Source organism: Cupriavidus sp. YAF13 (assembly GCF_052113425.1).
Classification (GTDB): Bacteria; Pseudomonadota; Gammaproteobacteria; order Burkholderiales; family Burkholderiaceae; genus Cupriavidus.
The window spans coordinates 32188-47896 of sequence record NZ_JBFRDD010000010.1; the positions used below are offsets into that span (position 1 = coordinate 32188).

The 15709-nt window shown below is 66.8% G+C and carries 17 protein-coding genes; 8 read left to right on the top strand and 9 right to left on the bottom strand.

Annotated features, from left to right (window positions below):
* Positions 1-178: 178 nt before the first annotated feature.
* From AB4061_RS10785 to AB4061_RS10800, 4 genes are all read right to left on the bottom strand, one after another.
* Positions 179-1255: a phosphotransferase gene (locus AB4061_RS10785; RefSeq protein ID WP_441633541.1), complete on the bottom strand. Its 1077-nt coding sequence runs from the start codon at positions 1253-1255 to the stop codon at positions 179-181.
* Positions 1256-1354: 99 nt separating this feature from the next.
* Positions 1355-2089: a histidine phosphatase family protein gene (locus AB4061_RS10790; RefSeq protein ID WP_416048032.1), complete on the bottom strand. Its 735-nt coding sequence runs from the start codon at positions 2087-2089 to the stop codon at positions 1355-1357.
* 96 nt (positions 2090-2185) lie between these two features.
* Entirely contained in the window at positions 2186-2965 is a 780-nt protein-coding gene (locus AB4061_RS10795) for an oxepin-CoA hydrolase, alternative type (RefSeq protein ID WP_174422879.1), read from the bottom strand.
* Positions 2966-3057: 92 nt separating this feature from the next.
* Positions 3058-4581: a 3-hydroxyacyl-CoA dehydrogenase gene (locus tag AB4061_RS10800; RefSeq protein ID WP_441633544.1), complete on the bottom strand. Its 1524-nt coding sequence runs from the start codon at positions 4579-4581 to the stop codon at positions 3058-3060.
* A gap of 231 nt (positions 4582-4812) precedes the next feature.
* Between AB4061_RS10800 and AB4061_RS10805 the strand changes: the two genes are divergently transcribed.
* Positions 4813-5454 carry a glutathione S-transferase gene (locus AB4061_RS10805; protein ID WP_441633546.1) on the top strand — a complete coding sequence of 214 codons (642 nt, stop codon included), beginning with the start codon at positions 4813-4815 and terminating at the stop codon, positions 5452-5454.
* Positions 5455-5530: 76 nt separating this feature from the next.
* Here AB4061_RS10805 and AB4061_RS10810 read toward each other — a convergent pair whose 3' ends face one another.
* Both AB4061_RS10810 and AB4061_RS10815 read right to left on the bottom strand, forming a co-directional pair.
* Positions 5531-6718 (bottom strand): pyridoxal phosphate-dependent aminotransferase, encoded by a 1188-nt coding sequence (locus AB4061_RS10810; RefSeq protein ID WP_441633548.1) that lies wholly within the window; start codon positions 6716-6718, stop codon positions 5531-5533.
* Positions 6719-6772: 54 nt separating this feature from the next.
* A complete protein-coding gene (locus AB4061_RS10815) occupies positions 6773-7294 on the bottom strand; it encodes a putative toxin-antitoxin system toxin component, PIN family (RefSeq protein ID WP_441633550.1) in 522 nt (173 codons plus the stop codon).
* Between the two features lie 39 nt (positions 7295-7333).
* Here AB4061_RS10815 and yaaA point away from each other — a divergent pair, with 39 nt between their 5' ends.
* The gene (gene yaaA / locus AB4061_RS10820; RefSeq protein WP_441633552.1) at positions 7334-8119 is read left to right on the top strand and encodes a peroxide stress protein YaaA; all 786 of its coding nucleotides are present in this window, start codon (positions 7334-7336) and stop codon (positions 8117-8119) included.
* A gap of 92 nt (positions 8120-8211) precedes the next feature.
* Positions 8212-9354, top strand: coding sequence for a M14 family metallopeptidase (locus AB4061_RS10825; protein ID WP_441633554.1), 1143 nt, complete (start codon positions 8212-8214; stop codon positions 9352-9354).
* A gap of 84 nt (positions 9355-9438) precedes the next feature.
* Here the strand turns inward: AB4061_RS10825 and AB4061_RS10830 are convergent, their stop codons facing one another.
* The 3 genes from AB4061_RS10830 to AB4061_RS10840 all read right to left on the bottom strand — a co-directional run bounded on the left by AB4061_RS10830 (position 9439) and on the right by AB4061_RS10840 (position 12454).
* The gene (locus AB4061_RS10830) at positions 9439-10269 is read right to left on the bottom strand and encodes a BspC domain-containing protein (protein ID WP_441633555.1); all 831 of its coding nucleotides are present in this window, start codon (positions 10267-10269) and stop codon (positions 9439-9441) included.
* A 313-nt stretch (positions 10270-10582) separates the two neighbouring features.
* Positions 10583-11455 carry an N-formylglutamate amidohydrolase gene (locus tag AB4061_RS10835; protein ID WP_441633557.1) on the bottom strand — a complete coding sequence of 291 codons (873 nt, stop codon included), beginning with the start codon at positions 11453-11455 and terminating at the stop codon, positions 10583-10585.
* A gap of 12 nt (positions 11456-11467) precedes the next feature.
* Positions 11468-12454, bottom strand: a complete 987-nt coding sequence (locus AB4061_RS10840; protein ID WP_150983798.1) for a tripartite tricarboxylate transporter substrate binding protein BugE — start codon at positions 12452-12454, stop codon at positions 11468-11470.
* 169 nt (positions 12455-12623) lie between these two features.
* Here AB4061_RS10840 and gcvA point away from each other — a divergent pair, with 169 nt between their 5' ends.
* The 5 genes from gcvA (at position 12624) to AB4061_RS10865 (ending at position 15686) form a co-directional block, all read left to right on the top strand.
* Positions 12624-13526 (top strand): transcriptional regulator GcvA, encoded by a 903-nt coding sequence (gcvA, locus tag AB4061_RS10845; protein ID WP_441633559.1) that lies wholly within the window; start codon positions 12624-12626, stop codon positions 13524-13526.
* 140 nt (positions 13527-13666) lie between these two features.
* Complete coding sequence (locus AB4061_RS10850) at positions 13667-13984, top strand: YXWGXW repeat-containing protein (protein ID WP_441633561.1); 318 nt, start codon at positions 13667-13669, stop codon at positions 13982-13984.
* Positions 13985-14239: 255 nt separating this feature from the next.
* A complete protein-coding gene (locus tag AB4061_RS10855; RefSeq protein ID WP_441633563.1) occupies positions 14240-14809 on the top strand; it encodes an RNA polymerase sigma factor in 570 nt (189 codons plus the stop codon).
* Positions 14806-15204, top strand: coding sequence for a hypothetical protein (locus tag AB4061_RS10860; protein WP_441633565.1), 399 nt, complete (start codon positions 14806-14808; stop codon positions 15202-15204). The genes AB4061_RS10855 and AB4061_RS10860 overlap by 4 nt, the downstream gene beginning before the upstream one ends.
* Positions 15201-15686: a periplasmic heavy metal sensor gene (locus tag AB4061_RS10865; RefSeq protein ID WP_441633567.1), complete on the top strand. Its 486-nt coding sequence runs from the start codon at positions 15201-15203 to the stop codon at positions 15684-15686. The genes AB4061_RS10860 and AB4061_RS10865 overlap by 4 nt, the downstream gene beginning before the upstream one ends.
* The last annotated feature ends 23 nt before the right edge of the window (positions 15687-15709 follow it).

The window sequence follows — 15709 nt, forward strand, 5'->3', positions numbered from 1 at the left end:
GGTATTTTCTGACAGGATTCCAGGCGTGACGGATGGCGAACCTGGCGCGAATCGCAGTGAGGTTGTTGCCGAAAACAGGGCTACAGATCAGCTGATACGATAACTTGCCCCGTAAAAAAACCTCTTCCCCGCGATGGGGAAAGAGGTTTCCTGATGAACCCGGCGAAGCGCCAGCTTGTTATTGCTTTGCCTTCTTTGCGTACTCCCAGCCCATTTCCGCCATCGGCCGGGCACGCTTTCCGGCATCCGCGGCCTGCGCGGAGGAAGCCGTTCCGTCCACCACGCGCTTCATGATCCCCTGCAGGATGCCGGCAATCCGGAACATGCTGAACGCCAGGTAGAAATTCCAGTCGCCGGTGATCGGCCGGCCGGTGCGTTGCTCGTAGGTGCGGCGGTACGTGGCCTCGTCAGGGATGCCAAGCCCGGCATGGTCCAGGCCAGCGATGCCGCGGAACTGTCCCGGGGCAATGTGCCAGCTCATGCAGTGGTAGCCGAAGTCGGCCATCGGGTGCCCCAGCGTGGACAGTTCCCAGTCGAGCACGGCCAGCACGCGCGGCTCGGTGGGGTGGAACATGAGGTTATCCAGCCGGTAGTCGCCATGCACGATGGACGTGAGATCGGCATCTTCCTGCGGAATATGCTCGGGCAGCCAGGCCATCAGCGAGTCCATGGCCGGGATGCTCTCGGTCTCGGACAGCTTGTACTGCTTGGTCCAGCGCTCGATCTGGCGCGAGAAGTAGTTGCCCGGCTTGCCGTAGTCGCCCAGGCCGATGGCCTTGTAGTCGACGGTGTGCAGCGCGGAGATGACGCGGTTCATCTCGTCGTAGATGGCGGCGCGTTCGGCCGGCGTCATGTCGGGCAGCGACTGGTCCCACAGCACGCGGCCGGCGACGAACTCCATGATGTAGAAGGCGCGGCCGATCACGGCTTCGTCTTCGCACAGCGCGTACATCCTGGCCACCGGCACATCGGTGCCGGCCAGCGCGGCCATCACGCGGTATTCGCGCTCGATGGCGTGGGCCGAAGGCAGCAGCTTGGACTTGGGGCCCGGCTTGGCGCGCATCACGTAGGTCTGGCCCGGCGTGATCAGCTTGAAGGTGGGGTTGGACTGGCCGCCCTTGAACTGCTCGATGGAGAGCGGGCCGGCAAAGCCGGCAACATGCTCGCGCATCCAGGCTTCCAGCGCGGCCAGGTCAAAGCGTTGCTGATCGGCCACCTCGCGGGTGCCTTCGAAATTCGAAACGTTGGTGCTCATGCTGTCTCCGTGTTTTCGGTATGTTCCGGGTTTTCCGAGATTCGATTACGTCTATCTTGTCTGTCTTGTCTGATTTATCTCTATCTCTGTGCGGCGCGGCTAGCTGGCCGGCCCGCGCAGGTCGCGAAAGCGCAGGTATTGATGCAGCAACACTTCCATGGTGGTGTGGCGCGACCCGCTGTGCACGGGCGTGGGCGGCGAGTAATTCATCATGCGCACCACCCAGTCCAGCGGATCGTCGCCAACGTCCAGCACGTTGATGCAGCCGGCGGTTTGCATCAGGCTGCCGTAGAACACGCGGCGCCCGCAGGTGATGGCGTGGGAGAGGATGGCCCGGTTGGTGCCGCCATGCAGGACCAGCAGGGCGGTGTCCCAGTTCGGGTCGTCGCGCAGGCGGCGCAGCGCGGGCAGCACGCGGTCGAGGAATTCGCCCACGCTTTCGCCGTCGAGGAAGCGCTTGTCTTCAGGCACTTCGCCTTCAAAGGCGCCGATAAAGGCGTCGCGCAGCTTGTCGTCGCTGATGCCTTGCAGCTTGCCGCCGCGGATTTCCTGTAGTTCGGGCCAGGTTTCCATCGCGGCATCGGCCATGCCGGGCAACTCTGCCAGCACGCGCTCGGCGGTTTCCACCGTGCGCGGCAGCCCGCTGACGATGATGCGGTCGAAGCGGATGTTCTCGGCGGCAAAGGCGCGGCCGGCCGCGCTGGCCTGTTCGCGCCCGGTCTCGTTGAGCGGCACCAGCTCGGGCAGCGCAGGGCGCCCGGTCTCGTCGAAGTAGGTCACCGCGCCATGGCGCATCAGGTAGACGCGGCGGCGGGGCGAGGGCGGCAATTCCATGCAAGTCTCCGGTGCTTGTGCTTCTGTGCCCGTCTGCGCGGGCATCGTTGGCGTGGCAATGCGAGGCCGGGTGCGCGCGTTGGCGAGCCCGGCGGCTCAGCGGTAGTTCGGCTTGCGCTTTTCCAGGAAGGCGCCGATGCCTTCGCCTCCATCCTTGTGATGCAGCGCGGCCACGAAATTGTCGCGTTCTTCCGCCAGGTGCTCGGTCAGGCTGGCGGTGGCGGCGTGGTTGATCAGGCCTTTGATGCGGCCCATGGCGTGCGGCGAGCGCGTGGCCAGCGATTCGCCCAGGCGCAGCGCTTCGGTCAGCGCCTGGCCGGGCGGCACCACGCGGTTGACCAGCCCGAAATGGGCCAGGCGCGCGGCATCCACGGGCTTGCCTTCCATGATCAGTTCGGAGGCGAGCTGGCGGGGCAGGGCGCGGGCCAGCTCGTACGAGCCGCCGCCGTCAGGCGTCAGGCCAACATTGACGTAGGCCATCACGAACTTGGCGTCGCTGGCGGCCACCACGAAATCGCAGGCGAGCACCAGCGAGAAGCCGGCGCCCGCCGCGGGGCCTTCCACGGCGGCGATGATCGGCTTGGGAAAGGCATGCAGCGTTTCAATCCAGTGGTTCAGGACTTCAATGCTCTCGGCTTGCACCTCGCGCGGCTTGGCGCGGTTGCCGAGCAGGCGGTTGAGGTTGCCGCCGGCGCAGAACACGCCGTCGGCCCCGGTGATCACCACCGCGCGGATTTCGTCGTCGCGCGAGGCCAGCTCAAGCGCTTCCTGCGAGGCCGCGTAGATGTCCGGATGCAGCGCGTTGCGTGCCTCGGGGTTCGAGATGGTCAGCACCAGGGTGGTGTCGACGCGTTCGGATAGCAGCTGTGCGGTCATGGCAGCCTGTGCGGATGAGCGAATGCAACGATGCAACGCGGTGTCGGATACGAAACGACCGCAGGCCAAAAAACAGCCTGCGGTCGCGGTTCTTACTGCTCTTCGGCCAGCAGCGACAGCCCGAGGCCGGCGCGGCGCCAGAGCCACGGGCTGGGGCGGTAGCGCATGTCGCCGGTCAGTCGTTCGAGGTTGCGCAGCACGGTCAGCACCAGGTGCGGGCCGATCACGTCGCCCAGCGCCAGCGGGCCCTTGGGGTAGCCCAGGCCGAGGTTGACGGCGAGGTCGATATCCACCGGCGTGGCAATGCGCTGCTGCGCGATGTCGCTGGCGATGTTCACGATGCAGCTGATGATGCGCTGGGCCACGAAGCCGGCCGAGTCGCGGATCACGGTCACGGGCACGCCGTCGCTGCCGAACACGCCGTGCGCGCCATCGCGCATGGCGGCTGACGTGGCTGGCGTGGACATCAGCGTGCGGCGCTTGGTGGCTTCGAACGGCAGCAGCGTGTCGATGGCGACCACGCGGGTGGGATCCAGGCCCTCATGCAGGGCGCAGGTGGTGGCGTCCAGCCCCAGCGGCGTGACCACGATCAGGGCGTCGTCCGAGGGCCGGTTGCCGGCTTCGGGCGTGATGCCCAGCGAGAGCAGCAGCTTGACGACCATGCCATGGCCGCGTTCGTCGTTAAGGCTGACCCAGACGCTGGCCGGGCGCGCGGTGGGCACGGCGGCGGTGGCGGGCAGCTGCTTCTGGCCGTCGACATAGCGGTAGAAACCGGCGCCGGCCTTGCGGCCGATCAGGCCGCCCACCGAGCGGATCGCCGTGATGGGCGACGGGCGGTAGCGCGGCTCCTGGTAGAACTGGTTGTAGATGGATTCCATCACCGGGTGCGACACGTCGAGCCCGGTCAGGTCCATCAGCTCGAAGGGGCCCATGCGAAAGCCGGCCTGCTCGCGCATGATGGCGTCGATGTCAGCGAACCCGGCCACGCCTTCCTGCGCCACCTTCAGGCCTTCGATGTTCATGCCGCGGCCGGCGTGATTGACGATGAAGCCGGGCATGTCCTTGCAGCGCACCGGCGTGTGACCCAGGCGGCGCGACAGCGCCATCAGCGCGTCTCCCACGGCGGGGTCGCCGGACAGGCCGTCGATCACCTCGACCACCTTCATCAGCGGCACCGGATTGAAGAAGTGGTAGCCGGCGATGCGGCCAGGTTGCTTGGCGCCCACCGCGATCGCGGTGATCGACAGCGACGACGTGTTGGAGGCAATCACGGCATCCGGACGCAGGATGGCTTCGAGCTTGGCCACCAGGTCGCGCTTGACTTCGAGCTTTTCGACGATGGCCTCGAGCACCATATCGCAGCGGGCCAGGTCTTCCAGCGCATTGCAGGGCAGCACGCGGGCCAGCGCGGCGGCGCCGTCCTCGGCGCTCATCTTGCCCTTTTCGGCCAGCTTGGCGAAGGTATCCTGCAGGTATTGCCGGGCGGCGGCCACGGCCTGCGGGTTGGTATCGTACAGGCTGACGGTCAGCCCGGCCTGCGCGGCGATCTGGGCAATGCCCCGGCCCATGGCACCGGTGCCGACGATGCCCAGCGAGTCAATGGTGAAAGTGCTCATAGTGCGTCCAGAAAAGTGTGGTTAAATTAGCACGATCGTACGTTTTTTGCATCATCCGCGACAGTGGGGCGATGCAGGCGGCGTGCGCTGATCGGCCAACGCGGACCGCCAGAGTCTGTCATGGCACACAATACCTGCTTGCCTGTGTGTGGGCAGGGTACCTTAGCCCCTGATTTCATCGCGATCCACCCGGTGGGTTGCCAATCACGCCATAACGAGGAGAGAGACGACATGCTGAAACTCTGTGGTTTTGCCGCCAGCAACTACTACAACAAGGTCAAGCTGGCCTTGCTGGAAAAGAACCTGCCGTTCGAGGAGGAGCTGGCCTGGATCGGCAAGACCGATCTCGAAGCCACGCCCCTGGGCAAGGTGCCCTACATGATCACCGATCACGGCCCGCTATGCGAGTCCGAAGTATTGGACGCCTACATCGAGGCGACCTACCCGCAAGCGCCGCTGCTGCCCGCCAGCCCTTACGAGGCGGCCAAGGTGCGCGAACTGGTGACCTTCCTGGAGCTGTACCTGGAGCTGACCGCGCGCGAGCTTTACCCTGAAGCGTTTTTCGGCGGCAAGGTCAGCGACGGCGTCAAGGAGCGCCAGAAAAAGCTGCTGGAGCGCTATATCCCCGCCTTCGCCAAGCTGGCGAAGTTCTCGCCCTACCTGGCGGGCGACACCTTTACGCTGGCGGACTGCGCCGCGGTGGTGCACTTCCCGCTGATCTCGTCTTGCACCAAGATCATCTACGGTGCGGACATGCTGGCCGACCTGCCGGTCAAGGAGTACCTCAAGCGCATGTCGGAGCGCCCGACAGTGCAGAAGGTGAATGAGGACCGCAAGGCGAATACCGAGCTGATGCTGAGCGGCCGGAAGTAAGCGAAGGGTTTGCACAAGGCAAAAAAAAGCGCCCGCGGCATGCCGCGGGCGCTTTTTTCGTTGGCCAAGGCGTTGCCTACAGCGTCTTCAACCGCGCCAGCGCCAGCGCCAGCGTCTCTTCCTTCTTGGCAAAGCAGAAGCGCACCACGCCGGACTCGCGCGGCTGCGAGTAGAAGGCCGAGACGGGAATCGCCGCCACGCCGATCTCGCGCGTAAGCCACATCGAGAAATCCGCCTCGCTCATGTCCGAGATGGCGGAGTAGTCCACGCACTGGAAGTAGGTGCCGTCCGACGGCAGCAGCTTGAAGCGCGTGGTGGCCAGCCCGGCGCGGAAGAAATCGCGCTTGGCCTGGTAGAAGGCCGCCAGGTCCAGGTAGGGCGCCGGGTCCGCCATGTAGTCGGCCAGGCCATGCTGCACCGGGGTGTTCACCGTGAACACATTGAACTGGTGCACCTTGCGGAACTCGGCCGAGAGCGCGGCCGGCGCTGCCACATAGCCCACTTTCCAGCCAGTCACGTGGTAGGTCTTGCCGAAGCTCGACACCACGAAGCTGCGGCGTGCCAGCTCGGGGTGACGCGATACCGACTGGTGCGGCTGGCCGTCGAACACCATGTGCTCGTACACCTCGTCCGACAGCAGCAGGATGTCGGTGCCCGCCAGCAGTTCGGCGAGGCGATCCATGTCGCCGGCGCGCCAGATGGTGCCGGTGGGGTTGTGCGGCGTGTTGATCAGCAGCATCCGCGTGCGCGGCGTGATAGCGGCGGCGAGGCGGTCGAAGGGGATGTGGAAGTGCGGCGCGTCTAGGGCCACCGACACGACCTTGCCACCGGCCATTTCGATCGCTGGGATGTAGCTGTCGTAGCAGGGTTCCAGCACGATCACTTCATCGCCCGGATGCACGGCGCACAGGATGGTGGTCAGGATGCCCTGGGTGGCGCCCGCGGTGACCGTGATCTCGCTGTCCCAGTCGTAGGCATGGCCGTACAGCTTGCCGATCTTGCTGGCGATGGCCTGGCGCAGCTTGGGCACGCCCGCCATCGGCGGGTACTGGTTCAGGCCAGCGCGCATGGCGTGCGCGACGGCATCGACGATCTTCGGGTCGCAGTCGAAATCCGGGAAGCCCTGGCCGAGGTTGACGGCATTGCGCTCGGCGGCCAGCGCCGACATCACGGTAAAGATGGTGGTGCCGACCTTGGGCAGGCGCGAAGCCGGCGGCGTGAGGGGAGCAAGGGTGCCGGGCTGGGCGGAAAGGTTCGTGGGCATGGGAAGCTGCGTCAGGCTGGGCGGTCGGGATGGGCGGAAAACGATGCTGGCATTCTAGCGGGGATCGGCCGGCGCCTGTGCCGCGGCCTCCTCGCGCGTGGCCAGCCAGCTGGCGAAGGCCTGGGGCAGCAGGATATCCACGCCGCTCTGGCGGCGTAGGCGGCCCTTGAGCTTGAGCACGGCCTTGTCCTTGGAGACCAGGCAGCCGGCCTGGGCAAAGTGCGCCAGCTCGATGAACTTCTGGTCATCGGTATCGCGGCAGCGCGGCAGGCGGGCTGCCGCGATATCGGCTTCTTCCGGGATGGCAAGGAGGGCGGTCAGCCGGTCGACCGTGGCCATGGCGGCGGGAATATCGACGCCAAAATGGGCAAATTGCGGATAAGCCAGCACTCGGCGCAACTCCTCGCGGCAATCGGCGCGGATCACCGCGGCAATGGCGCCGGTGTCCAGGGCGGTCCGGATCGGCTCGACGTGCGGATCCGCAAAGACCAGCAGGTCGACCCAGATGTTGGAGTCGAGCACGACCCGCGGTGCCAGCGGGGAATTGAGGGGTACTGCGGTAGAGTCGGGGTGCATTCGTTACAATCTGGCCTTTGTGTTTGCCGCGATTTTGCCATGCTCATCGTCTTGTCCCCTGCCAAGTCGCTCGACTACGAGACGCCCCCGCGTCTGAAGACCCATACGCTGCCCCGTTTTATCGACCGTTCGGCGGTGTTGATCGAGCGTCTGCGCAAGCTCGCGCCGCAGGATATCGGGGCGCTGATGGACATCTCCGACAAGCTCGCGGTGCTCAACGCCACCCGCTACGGCGACTGGTCGCCGGAATTTACCGCGGCCAACAGCAAGCAGGCCGTGCTCGCCTTCAACGGCGATGTGTACGAGGGGTTCGACGCGGCCAGCCTGTCGGACGATGACCTTGGCTTCGCGCAGAAGCATGTGCGCATCCTGTCCGGCCTGTACGGCGTGCTGCGCCCGCTCGACCGGATGCAGCCCTACCGGCTGGAGATGGGCACGCGCCTGGACAACGTGGCGGGCAAGGATCTCTATGCGTTCTGGGGCGATGACGTCACGCAGCTGCTCAACGAAGACTTCAAGGCGCAGAAGGCAGACGGCAGCCCGGCCCTGGTCAACCTGGCCTCCGAGGAATACTTCAAGGTGGTGCGTCCCAAGGTGCTTGGCGCCAGGATCGTCACCCCGGTGTTCGAGGACTGGAAGGGCGGCCGCTACAAGATCATTTCCTTCCACGCCAAGCGGGCGCGCGGCTTCATGGCCCGCTACGCGGTAACGCATCGCATCACCGAGCCGGCCAAGCTCAAGCGTTTTGCCGAGCATGGCTATGCCTTTGATGCCGCGGCATCCGACGACGCGCGCTGGGTCTTCCGCCGCCGCCTGGAAGACTGACGCACGCTGCTCCGGCTACGCCCTATCGCCCCCGAACCCAGCCAGGGATGGCCCACAGGCATCCCGGCCCGAACCCTCCGAGATGCCACATCATGAGTTCAGCCCTGCATATTTCCGCCAGCTTCGATTCGGGCGCCATTGAAGTCGAATCGCTTGCGCAAGCGAGCGACATCCGCCTGCGCATCCGGGCCGACTCGCACGCAGAGTTCCGCCAGTGGTTCCATTTCCGGCTGCAGGGCGCGGCTGGCCAGGCATGCCGCCTGCAGTTCCTCAATGCCGGCGACTGCACCTACCCCGACGGCTGGCGCGGCTACCAGGCCGTGGCCTCCTATGACCGCGCGCACTGGTTCCGCGTGCCGACCAGCTTCGATGGCAGCGCCATGACGGTGGCCTTCACGCCCGAGCATGACAGCGTGTGGCTGGCCTACTTCGAGCCGTACTCCGAGGACCGCCACCTGTCCCTGCTGGCCACCTGCCAGCGTTCGCCGCTGGCGCGGCTGTCGCACCTGGGCAGCACGGTGGACGGCCGCGACATGACCGCGGTCACGGTCGGCACGCCCGGCGACGGCAAGAAGGTCATCTGGATGATCGCGCGCCAGCATCCCGGCGAATCCATGGCGGAATGGTTCTGCGAGGGCGTGCTGCAGCGCCTGACGGGCACCGGCATGTGGGCCGGCGACCCGGTGGCGCGCCGCCTGCTGGAGCGCGCCGTGTTCCATATCGTGCCGAACATGAACCCCGACGGCTCGGCGCGCGGCAACCTGCGCACCAATGCGGCCGGCGCCAACCTCAACCGCGAATGGATGGCCCCCAGCGAGCAGACCAGCCCGGAGGTGTATCACGTGCGCCGTGCCATCGAGGCTACCGGTTGCGACATGTTCTTCGACATCCATGGCGACGAGGCCCTGCCCTATAACTTCGTCGCCGGCAGCGAGATGCTGCCCGGCTTTACCGAGGTGCAGAAGGTCGAGCAACTGCGTTTCATCGACGCGTTCAAGCGCGCCACGCCGGACTTCCAGGACGTGCACGGCTACGCTGCCAGCAAGTACAACCAGGACGCGCTCAAACTGGCCTCGAAGTACATCGGCCATACCTTTGGCTGCCTGTCGCTGACGCTGGAGATGCCGTTCAAGGACAATGCCGACCAGCCCGATCCGGCCGTGGGCTGGAACGGCGCGCGCAGCGCCCTGCTGGGCGCGGCGATGCTGCAGGCGGTGCTGGCGCAACTGGGCTGAGGACGTGACAAGGCACCTGGCCGCCGTCTGGACGGGCCAGGTGCAGGGCGGCCCCAACCGGGGCTAGAAGCGCCCGGGCAGGCCTCAGTGCGACTTCTTGGTGGCCGACTTGCCGGTGGCCTTGCTGGTCTTGGCGCCGCCGCTCTTGGCCGTCGGCTTGCTGCTGCCCGACTTGGACGAGGAGGTCGACTTAGTGGCCTTGCCGGAGCCGGACTTGCTCGCCTTGCTGCCCTTGTGGCCCTTGCCGCTGGTGGCATGGCGCGTGCTGTTGCCGCTGCTGCTGCGCACCGCGGGTGCTGCCGCTGGCTCGCTGATCACGGTGCCGCTGCCATCGAGCAATTCATAGGCCAGCATCATGCCGTCGGCATAGCCGCAGCGCACCTTGACCGGTTCCCACTGGGCTTCGGCGCGGCGCTTGTGGGCGGTCGCGGAAAATGTCACCACGGAGCTGACCGGCACCGCTTGCTTGCCTTGCGAGAAGCGGCCGTCCCACGGCTCGACGGTAGCCTGGCCGGCGCCGAGCGCGCCGGTGGGGATCTTCAAGGCGTCGTAGGTGGCCGAGCGGGGCACGACCCAGCTGGCGTGCGCGGCGCAATCCGCCACATCCGCGCTGGCGTTCTCGGTCTGCATCAGTTGCTCGCGCATCTGCGCTCGGTACTCGGCCAGGCTTACTCGGCCTTGCGCGGGCAGGGTCACGGTCTTGGTGGGCGGTGCGGGGGTGGCGGGCGGGGTCTGCGCGGCGCGGGTGGATGTGGAGTTGGCAGCGGCTGCCGGGGTGGCGATGCCGGGGTGCACCACGGCGTCGCGATCATTGAGCGGGGTATCGGCGCAGCCCACCAGGGCGATCGCACCTGCCACTGCAGCAGCGAACGCACACAGCCGGCTGCTGAGGAGGTCAGAGATTCGTCGGATCACGGGATCGTCTTGCTTTGGAGCGTAAGGGGTTGGCAAAGGTCTGCCATGATAGAGGAAACCCATGCGGCAAAGTTCCGAAATCTCCCGACTTAAGGGTTCTACCCGAAGTGAATGCATGCGGGATGTGCAGCAGAGTGCAGCACAGGGCAGCGTTTTGCCCGGCCGCACGGACCGCCCGGGGATGGCGGCGCGAGGGGTGATACACGCGTGAGACACGAGCGAGGCCGGCGCGGGTGCCAGTGAGGCCCGCCACGCAATGCGCGGCGGGCCTCCTGGTGTTCAGCGCCCTCAAAGGCGAAAACGCTGAATCCGCTCAGATCGTCTTGACGAAGGCCTTGAGGTCATCCAGCAGCGCGTTGAGGTCTGTCTTCAGCTTGCCGAAGCCCGCGTTGTGCACCAGGCCGACTTCGTCCATGTACAGCTTGCGGTTGATCTCAAGCTGCAGGCTGTGGCGCTTTTGTGCCGGCTGGCCCACCACGCGCACGATTTCCACGCCCTTGTAGGGGTGGTTGCGCCAGACGTCGTAGCCCATGTCCTTGAGCACGCCTTCCACGCGGTCCGTGAAGCGCGTATCGCAGGTGGTGCCGTCGCGGTCGCCCACCACGAAGTCCGGATGCTGCAGCCCGGGATGCTCGGTGGCGTACTGCGCCGCCTGGCTGGGCATCGAGTGGCAGTTGATGTGCCAGGCGCTGCCGTGCGTGGCGATGGCCTGGTCGGCCAGCTTTTGCAGTTGCGCGTAGTAGGGCAGGTAGTACTGCGTAATGCGCGCCTGCACCTCGGACACGCTCAGCTTGCGGTCGTAGATGGCCTCGCCGGTATCCAGCACACGCCACACCAGGCCCTTGCCAAGACGGGTCTTGGAGGTTTCCTGGCGCGGGCCGGGCCAGGGTGCGTCGAGCACGGCTTCGTCGATTTCCTCGATGCCGCGGTTGGCATCGAGGTAGCTGCGCGGGAAGCCCGCGCACAGCAGCGCAATGCCGCGTGCGGGAGCGTCGGCGTACAGCTCGTCGACGAAGGTGTCTTCGGCCTGGCGCAGCAGCGGCAGGGGCAAGCCGGCCGCCGGCCGGAAATCGGCCGGGTAGCTGGTAGCGCTATGCGGCGAATCGAGAAAGAGCGGGCTGCTCTCGCCTTGCGGCAGTTGCAGGAGGTAAGGGCTGAGCCCGGTCTTTCGGTCTGCTTCCGTCATGATGTGCGTCGTTTAATCCAGGGTGATCTTGGCTGCGGCGGCGATGCGCTTGTTCTTCGCCACTTCGGACTTGATCTGCGCGGCGAATTGCGCCGGCGTGTTGCCAACCGGCACCGCGCCCAGCTTTTCCAGCTTAGCCTTTACTTCCGGCAGCGCCAGTACCTTGACGGTGGCGTCGTGCAGCTTGGCTTGCACGTCGGCGGGCAGGTTGGCCGGTGCGATCAGGCCAAACCAGGCGGCGTCGTTGACTTCAGGCAGGCCGAGTTCGGCAAACGTCGGCACGTTGGGCAGGGCCGGCACGCGCTTGGGCGAGGCCACGGCCAGGGCGCGCAGCTTGCCGCCTTCGATGAACGGCAGCGAGGACGGCAGGTTGTCGAACAGCACCTGCACCTGGTTGGCCAGCGCGTCGTTGAGCGCCGGTCCCACGCCCTTGTACGGCACGTGCAGCAGCTCGGTCTTGCTGCTCATCTTGAACAGCTCGCCCATCATGTGCGAGACGCTGCCGTTGCCGGCCGAGCCGTAGGCCATCTTGTTCGGCTGGGCCTTGGCCAGCGCGATGAAGGCCTTCATGTCGTTGGCCTTCACCGCCGGGTTGATGCTCATCACGTTAGGCACCGAAGCCAGGTTGGTGATGGTGGTGAAGTCCTTGGTGGCGTCGTACGACAGGCGCGGGTACACGGCCGGGTTGATGCCGTGCGTGGAAGCGGTGGCGATGCCCAGGGTGTAGCCGTCCGGCGCGGCCTTGGCCAGGTAACCGGTACCGATGCTGCCGCCGGCGCCGCCGCGGTTGTCCACCACCACGGTCTGGCCCAGTTGCTGGCCGAGCTTGTCAGCCACGATGCGCGCCACGATGTCGGTGGTGCCACCTGCCGGGAACGGCACAACCAGCGAGATCGGCTTGGTCGGGTACGTGCCCTGGGCAGCGGCCGACAGCGACAGGCCGGCGGCGGCGGCGCCAGTGGCGGCGGCAAGGAGGCGGAGCATGTTACGGCGTTGCATGGTTCGGTTCCTGAATGGAGGGAGGAGAGGAGGAGAGAAGGAAAGCAACTAAAGCAGTGAAAGCGGGGAAAAGAACGGCTTCCCCGATTCTGCTTGTTCGTGCAGGCACACCGCAAACGAAATAAAATCGTGCGATCATTCCGTTTGGTAGTGAAGTAAGGGGTTATCTATGCGACGCTTATGTCCGTCGCTGACTGAATTGCAGGCCTTCGAAGCTGCCGCACGCTACAACAGCTTCACCACCGCAGCGCGGGAGCTCCACGTCACCCAGGGCGCCGTGAGCAAGCAGGTGCGCAGCCTGGAGGCCTTCCTCGGCGTGGAACTGTTCGAGCGCGTGCGCCAGCGCCTGATGCTGACCGATGCCGGCCAGCGCTACCTGGACCGCATCCGCCCGAGCCTGACCGAGATCGAGGCTGCCACGGTGGAACTGATCGCCAAGCAGGGCCGCGGCGGCACCCTGCATATCGCCAGCATGCCCACGCTGGGCGCCAAGTGGTTGATTCCGCGCTTGCCGCAGTTCTTCGAGAAGCATCCCGATGTCAGCCTTGAATTCGTGCCGCACGCGCAGGGCTACGATTTTTCCCAGCCCGATCTCGATGCCGCCATCCGCTTCGGCGACGGCATGTGGCCTGGCAGCCTTGCCGACTACATGACTGGCCGCGAAGTGCTGCCCGTGTGCCGCCCGGCCCTGCTGGCCGGCGAGCCGGAAGGCATGGCGCGCGTGCCCTCGGCGCTGCTGCGTTTTCCCCTGCTGCATCACACCACCGTGCCCGAAGCCTGGCCCGACTGGTTCGCCGAGCTTGGCGTGGCAACCCGCAAGGCGTGGAGCGGCGCGCGCTTCGACCAGTTCTCGCTGCTGACGCAGGCGGCGATGTCGGGGCTCGGCATCGCGCTGATCCCGCGCTGCCTGATCGAGGAGGAGCTCGCCACCGGCGTGCTGGTGGTGGCGCATCCGGCGCGGGTGCTGAGCAAGAAGGGCTACTACCTTTGCTATCCCGAGCAGAAACAGCATCTGCCGGCGCTGCAGACCTTTCGCCAGTGGGTGATGGAAGGCGTCGACGTGGTGGCGTGAGCCGCGCGCCGCCGCTGTAATCAAAACTTACGTTTTTCCGCGACGGTTTTTTCCGCCCGCCTGCGTTTAAGAGACATGACAGACATGACAAGCCTGCGTGCAAGCCGCGCCGGGCTGTGGATTGTGGACTGGAGGTTCTCATGCGCAGATCAGTGCCCCTCTCAGCTAGCCTTGCCCGCCTGGGCGTCGCCGTGACGGCGGCGTTCGCGCTGGCGCCGGCATTCGCACAAACCATCGTGATCGCACCCACGGCGCCCCCGCCGATGCGCCGGGAGGTCCTGCCGCCCGCGCGCGGCGGCTATGTCTGGGATCCGGGCCACTGGCAATGGCGCAATGGCGCCTACGTCTGGGTGGGCGGCCACTGGCGCCCGGCCAGGGCGGGCTACCGCTGGGTGCCGGGGCACTGGCTGGCGCGTGGCCCGCAATGGCGCTGGGTCGAAGGGCATTGGGCGCCGTGACCGGCACGACCGCCGTGAGCGGCATGACATGCTTCAAGTGCGATGGCAGTAACCACAGCAAGGGGTAACCGATGAAAAGCCTTCTGATCGCGGCGCTTGTCGCCGTCACGTTGTCTGGCTGTGTGATCGTGCCGGCCCGGCCTGCCTACTACCACTATCGCGCGCCGGTTTTTGTTTACTGACGAGGCAAGCCGCACCCGCCCGGGGGCGCGCGGCTTGCGAGAAGGACGAACCGGCAACGCGGAACCACACCCATTGAGCGACACAAGCGACACAGATCCGGACGATGCGCTGCTGGCGCGGGTCGGCAGGCAGGATGCAGCCGCGGTGCGCGAAATGGTCTCGCGCAAGCTGCCGCGCGTGCTAGCGCTGGCCACGCGCATGCTGGGCGACCGCGGCGAAGCGGAAGACGTGGCGCAGGAAGTCTTCGTGCGGTTGTGGAAGCAGGCCGCGCGCTGGCAACCCGGCCGGGCGCGCTTTGACACCTGGCTGCATCGTGTGGCGCTGAACCTTTGCTACGACCGCTTGCGCGGCGCGCGCGAGCAGGCCATGGAGCCGGTGCCCGAGCAGGCGGCGCCCGGGGCCGGGCCCGAGGAAGCGCTGGATGCGGCGGCGCAGGGCGTGCGCGTAGGCGCGGCGCTGGCGAAGCTGCCAGCGCGCCAGCGCGAGGCACTGGTGCTGCAGTATTACCAGGAGTTGCCTAATGGCGAGGCCGCCGCGCTGATGGGCATCAGCGTCGAGGCGCTGGAGAGCTTGCTTGCGCGCGCGCGCCGCAACCTGCGCGATTTGCTCATGCAAGACGGCCATCATGAGGATTTGCGATGACACCTGAGAGATTTCGCGCACTGACCGAGAGCTATGGTGCCGACCCCGCACGCTGGCCCGAAGGGGAGCGAGCCGCGGGCCAGGCCATGGCTGCCGCGCCCGGGCATCTTGGCGCGCTGGCCGAAGCCGCCGCGCTCGACCGCTTGCTGGCCGCGCATCAGGTGGCGGCCCCCGATGCGGCGTTACAGCGCCGCATTGCGGCGAGCGCGAGCGCGCCGCGTGCGCCGTGGTGGTGGTCCGGGCTGGGCCTGGCCGGCGTCGGCCTGGCCGGCACCTTGGCGGGCGCGCTGCTGGTCTCGGCCGTGCTGGCCACGGTACCGGCGCCGGCCGCTATCGATCTGCCCTACGCCCCGACCGGCTTCGGTGGCATGGCGCATAACGGGAGCGAGGAATGAACGAGCGTACGCTGAAGCGGCTCAAGGTAGCGCTGGCGGTCTCCGTGCTGGTCAACGTGTTCCTGCTGGGCGCGATTGGCGGTGGCGGCTATCGCTGGTACACCGTGGAGCGCCAGGCGGCCGCGCAGCCGCGCGGCCTGCGTTTTGCCGCCGACGGGCTGGAGGCCGAGCAGCGCAGGCAATTCCTGCAAGGCTTGCGCGCGGCGCGACGTGCCGCGGCGTCGGACGTGGACGCCGCGCGCGACGGACGCCACCAGGTCGAGCAATTGCTGCGGCAGCCGCAGTTCGAACGCGACGCGCTGGCGGCGGCATTGGCCCGCACGCGCGAGGCCGATGCCGCGGTGCGTGCCCGGCTGGAAGGCAGCGTGGTGGATTTCGCCGCCACGCTGTCGCCCGAGCAGAGGCAGATCCTGGCCGACGCACTGGTCCAGCGCGGCCCGCTGCGCACCGGCCAGGCGCGGCCTGCGAAGGCGGCGCCATGATGCAGCAATCGACAACCACAACC

Bases quoted from the DNA above. Each gene is read 5' to 3' on its own strand.
- AB4061_RS10785 (WP_441633541.1), bottom strand. From the start codon at position 1,255: ATGAGCACCAACGTTTCGAATTTCGAAGGCACCCGCGAGGTGGCCGAT.
- AB4061_RS10790 (WP_416048032.1), bottom strand. From the start codon at position 2,089: ATGGAATTGCCGCCCTCGCCCCGCCGCCGCGTCTACCTGATGCGCCAT.
- AB4061_RS10795 (WP_174422879.1), bottom strand. From the start codon at position 2,965: ATGACCGCACAGCTGCTATCCGAACGCGTCGACACCACCCTGGTGCTG.
- AB4061_RS10800 (WP_441633544.1), bottom strand. From the start codon at position 4,581: ATGAGCACTTTCACCATTGACTCGCTGGGCATCGTCGGCACCGGTGCC.
- AB4061_RS10805 (WP_441633546.1), top strand. From the start codon at position 4,813: ATGCTGAAACTCTGTGGTTTTGCCGCCAGCAACTACTACAACAAGGTC.
- AB4061_RS10810 (WP_441633548.1), bottom strand. From the start codon at position 6,718: ATGCCCACGAACCTTTCCGCCCAGCCCGGCACCCTTGCTCCCCTCACG.
- AB4061_RS10815 (WP_441633550.1), bottom strand. From the start codon at position 7,294: ATGCACCCCGACTCTACCGCAGTACCCCTCAATTCCCCGCTGGCACCG.
- yaaA (WP_441633552.1), top strand. From the start codon at position 7,334: ATGCTCATCGTCTTGTCCCCTGCCAAGTCGCTCGACTACGAGACGCCC.
- AB4061_RS10825 (WP_441633554.1), top strand. From the start codon at position 8,212: ATGAGTTCAGCCCTGCATATTTCCGCCAGCTTCGATTCGGGCGCCATT.
- AB4061_RS10835 (WP_441633557.1), bottom strand. From the start codon at position 11,455: ATGACGGAAGCAGACCGAAAGACCGGGCTCAGCCCTTACCTCCTGCAA.
- AB4061_RS10840 (WP_150983798.1), bottom strand. From the start codon at position 12,454: ATGCAACGCCGTAACATGCTCCGCCTCCTTGCCGCCGCCACTGGCGCC.
- gcvA (WP_441633559.1), top strand. From the start codon at position 12,624: ATGCGACGCTTATGTCCGTCGCTGACTGAATTGCAGGCCTTCGAAGCT.
- AB4061_RS10850 (WP_441633561.1), top strand. From the start codon at position 13,667: ATGCGCAGATCAGTGCCCCTCTCAGCTAGCCTTGCCCGCCTGGGCGTC.
- AB4061_RS10860 (WP_441633565.1), top strand. From the start codon at position 14,806: ATGACACCTGAGAGATTTCGCGCACTGACCGAGAGCTATGGTGCCGAC.
- AB4061_RS10865 (WP_441633567.1), top strand. From the start codon at position 15,201: ATGAACGAGCGTACGCTGAAGCGGCTCAAGGTAGCGCTGGCGGTCTCC.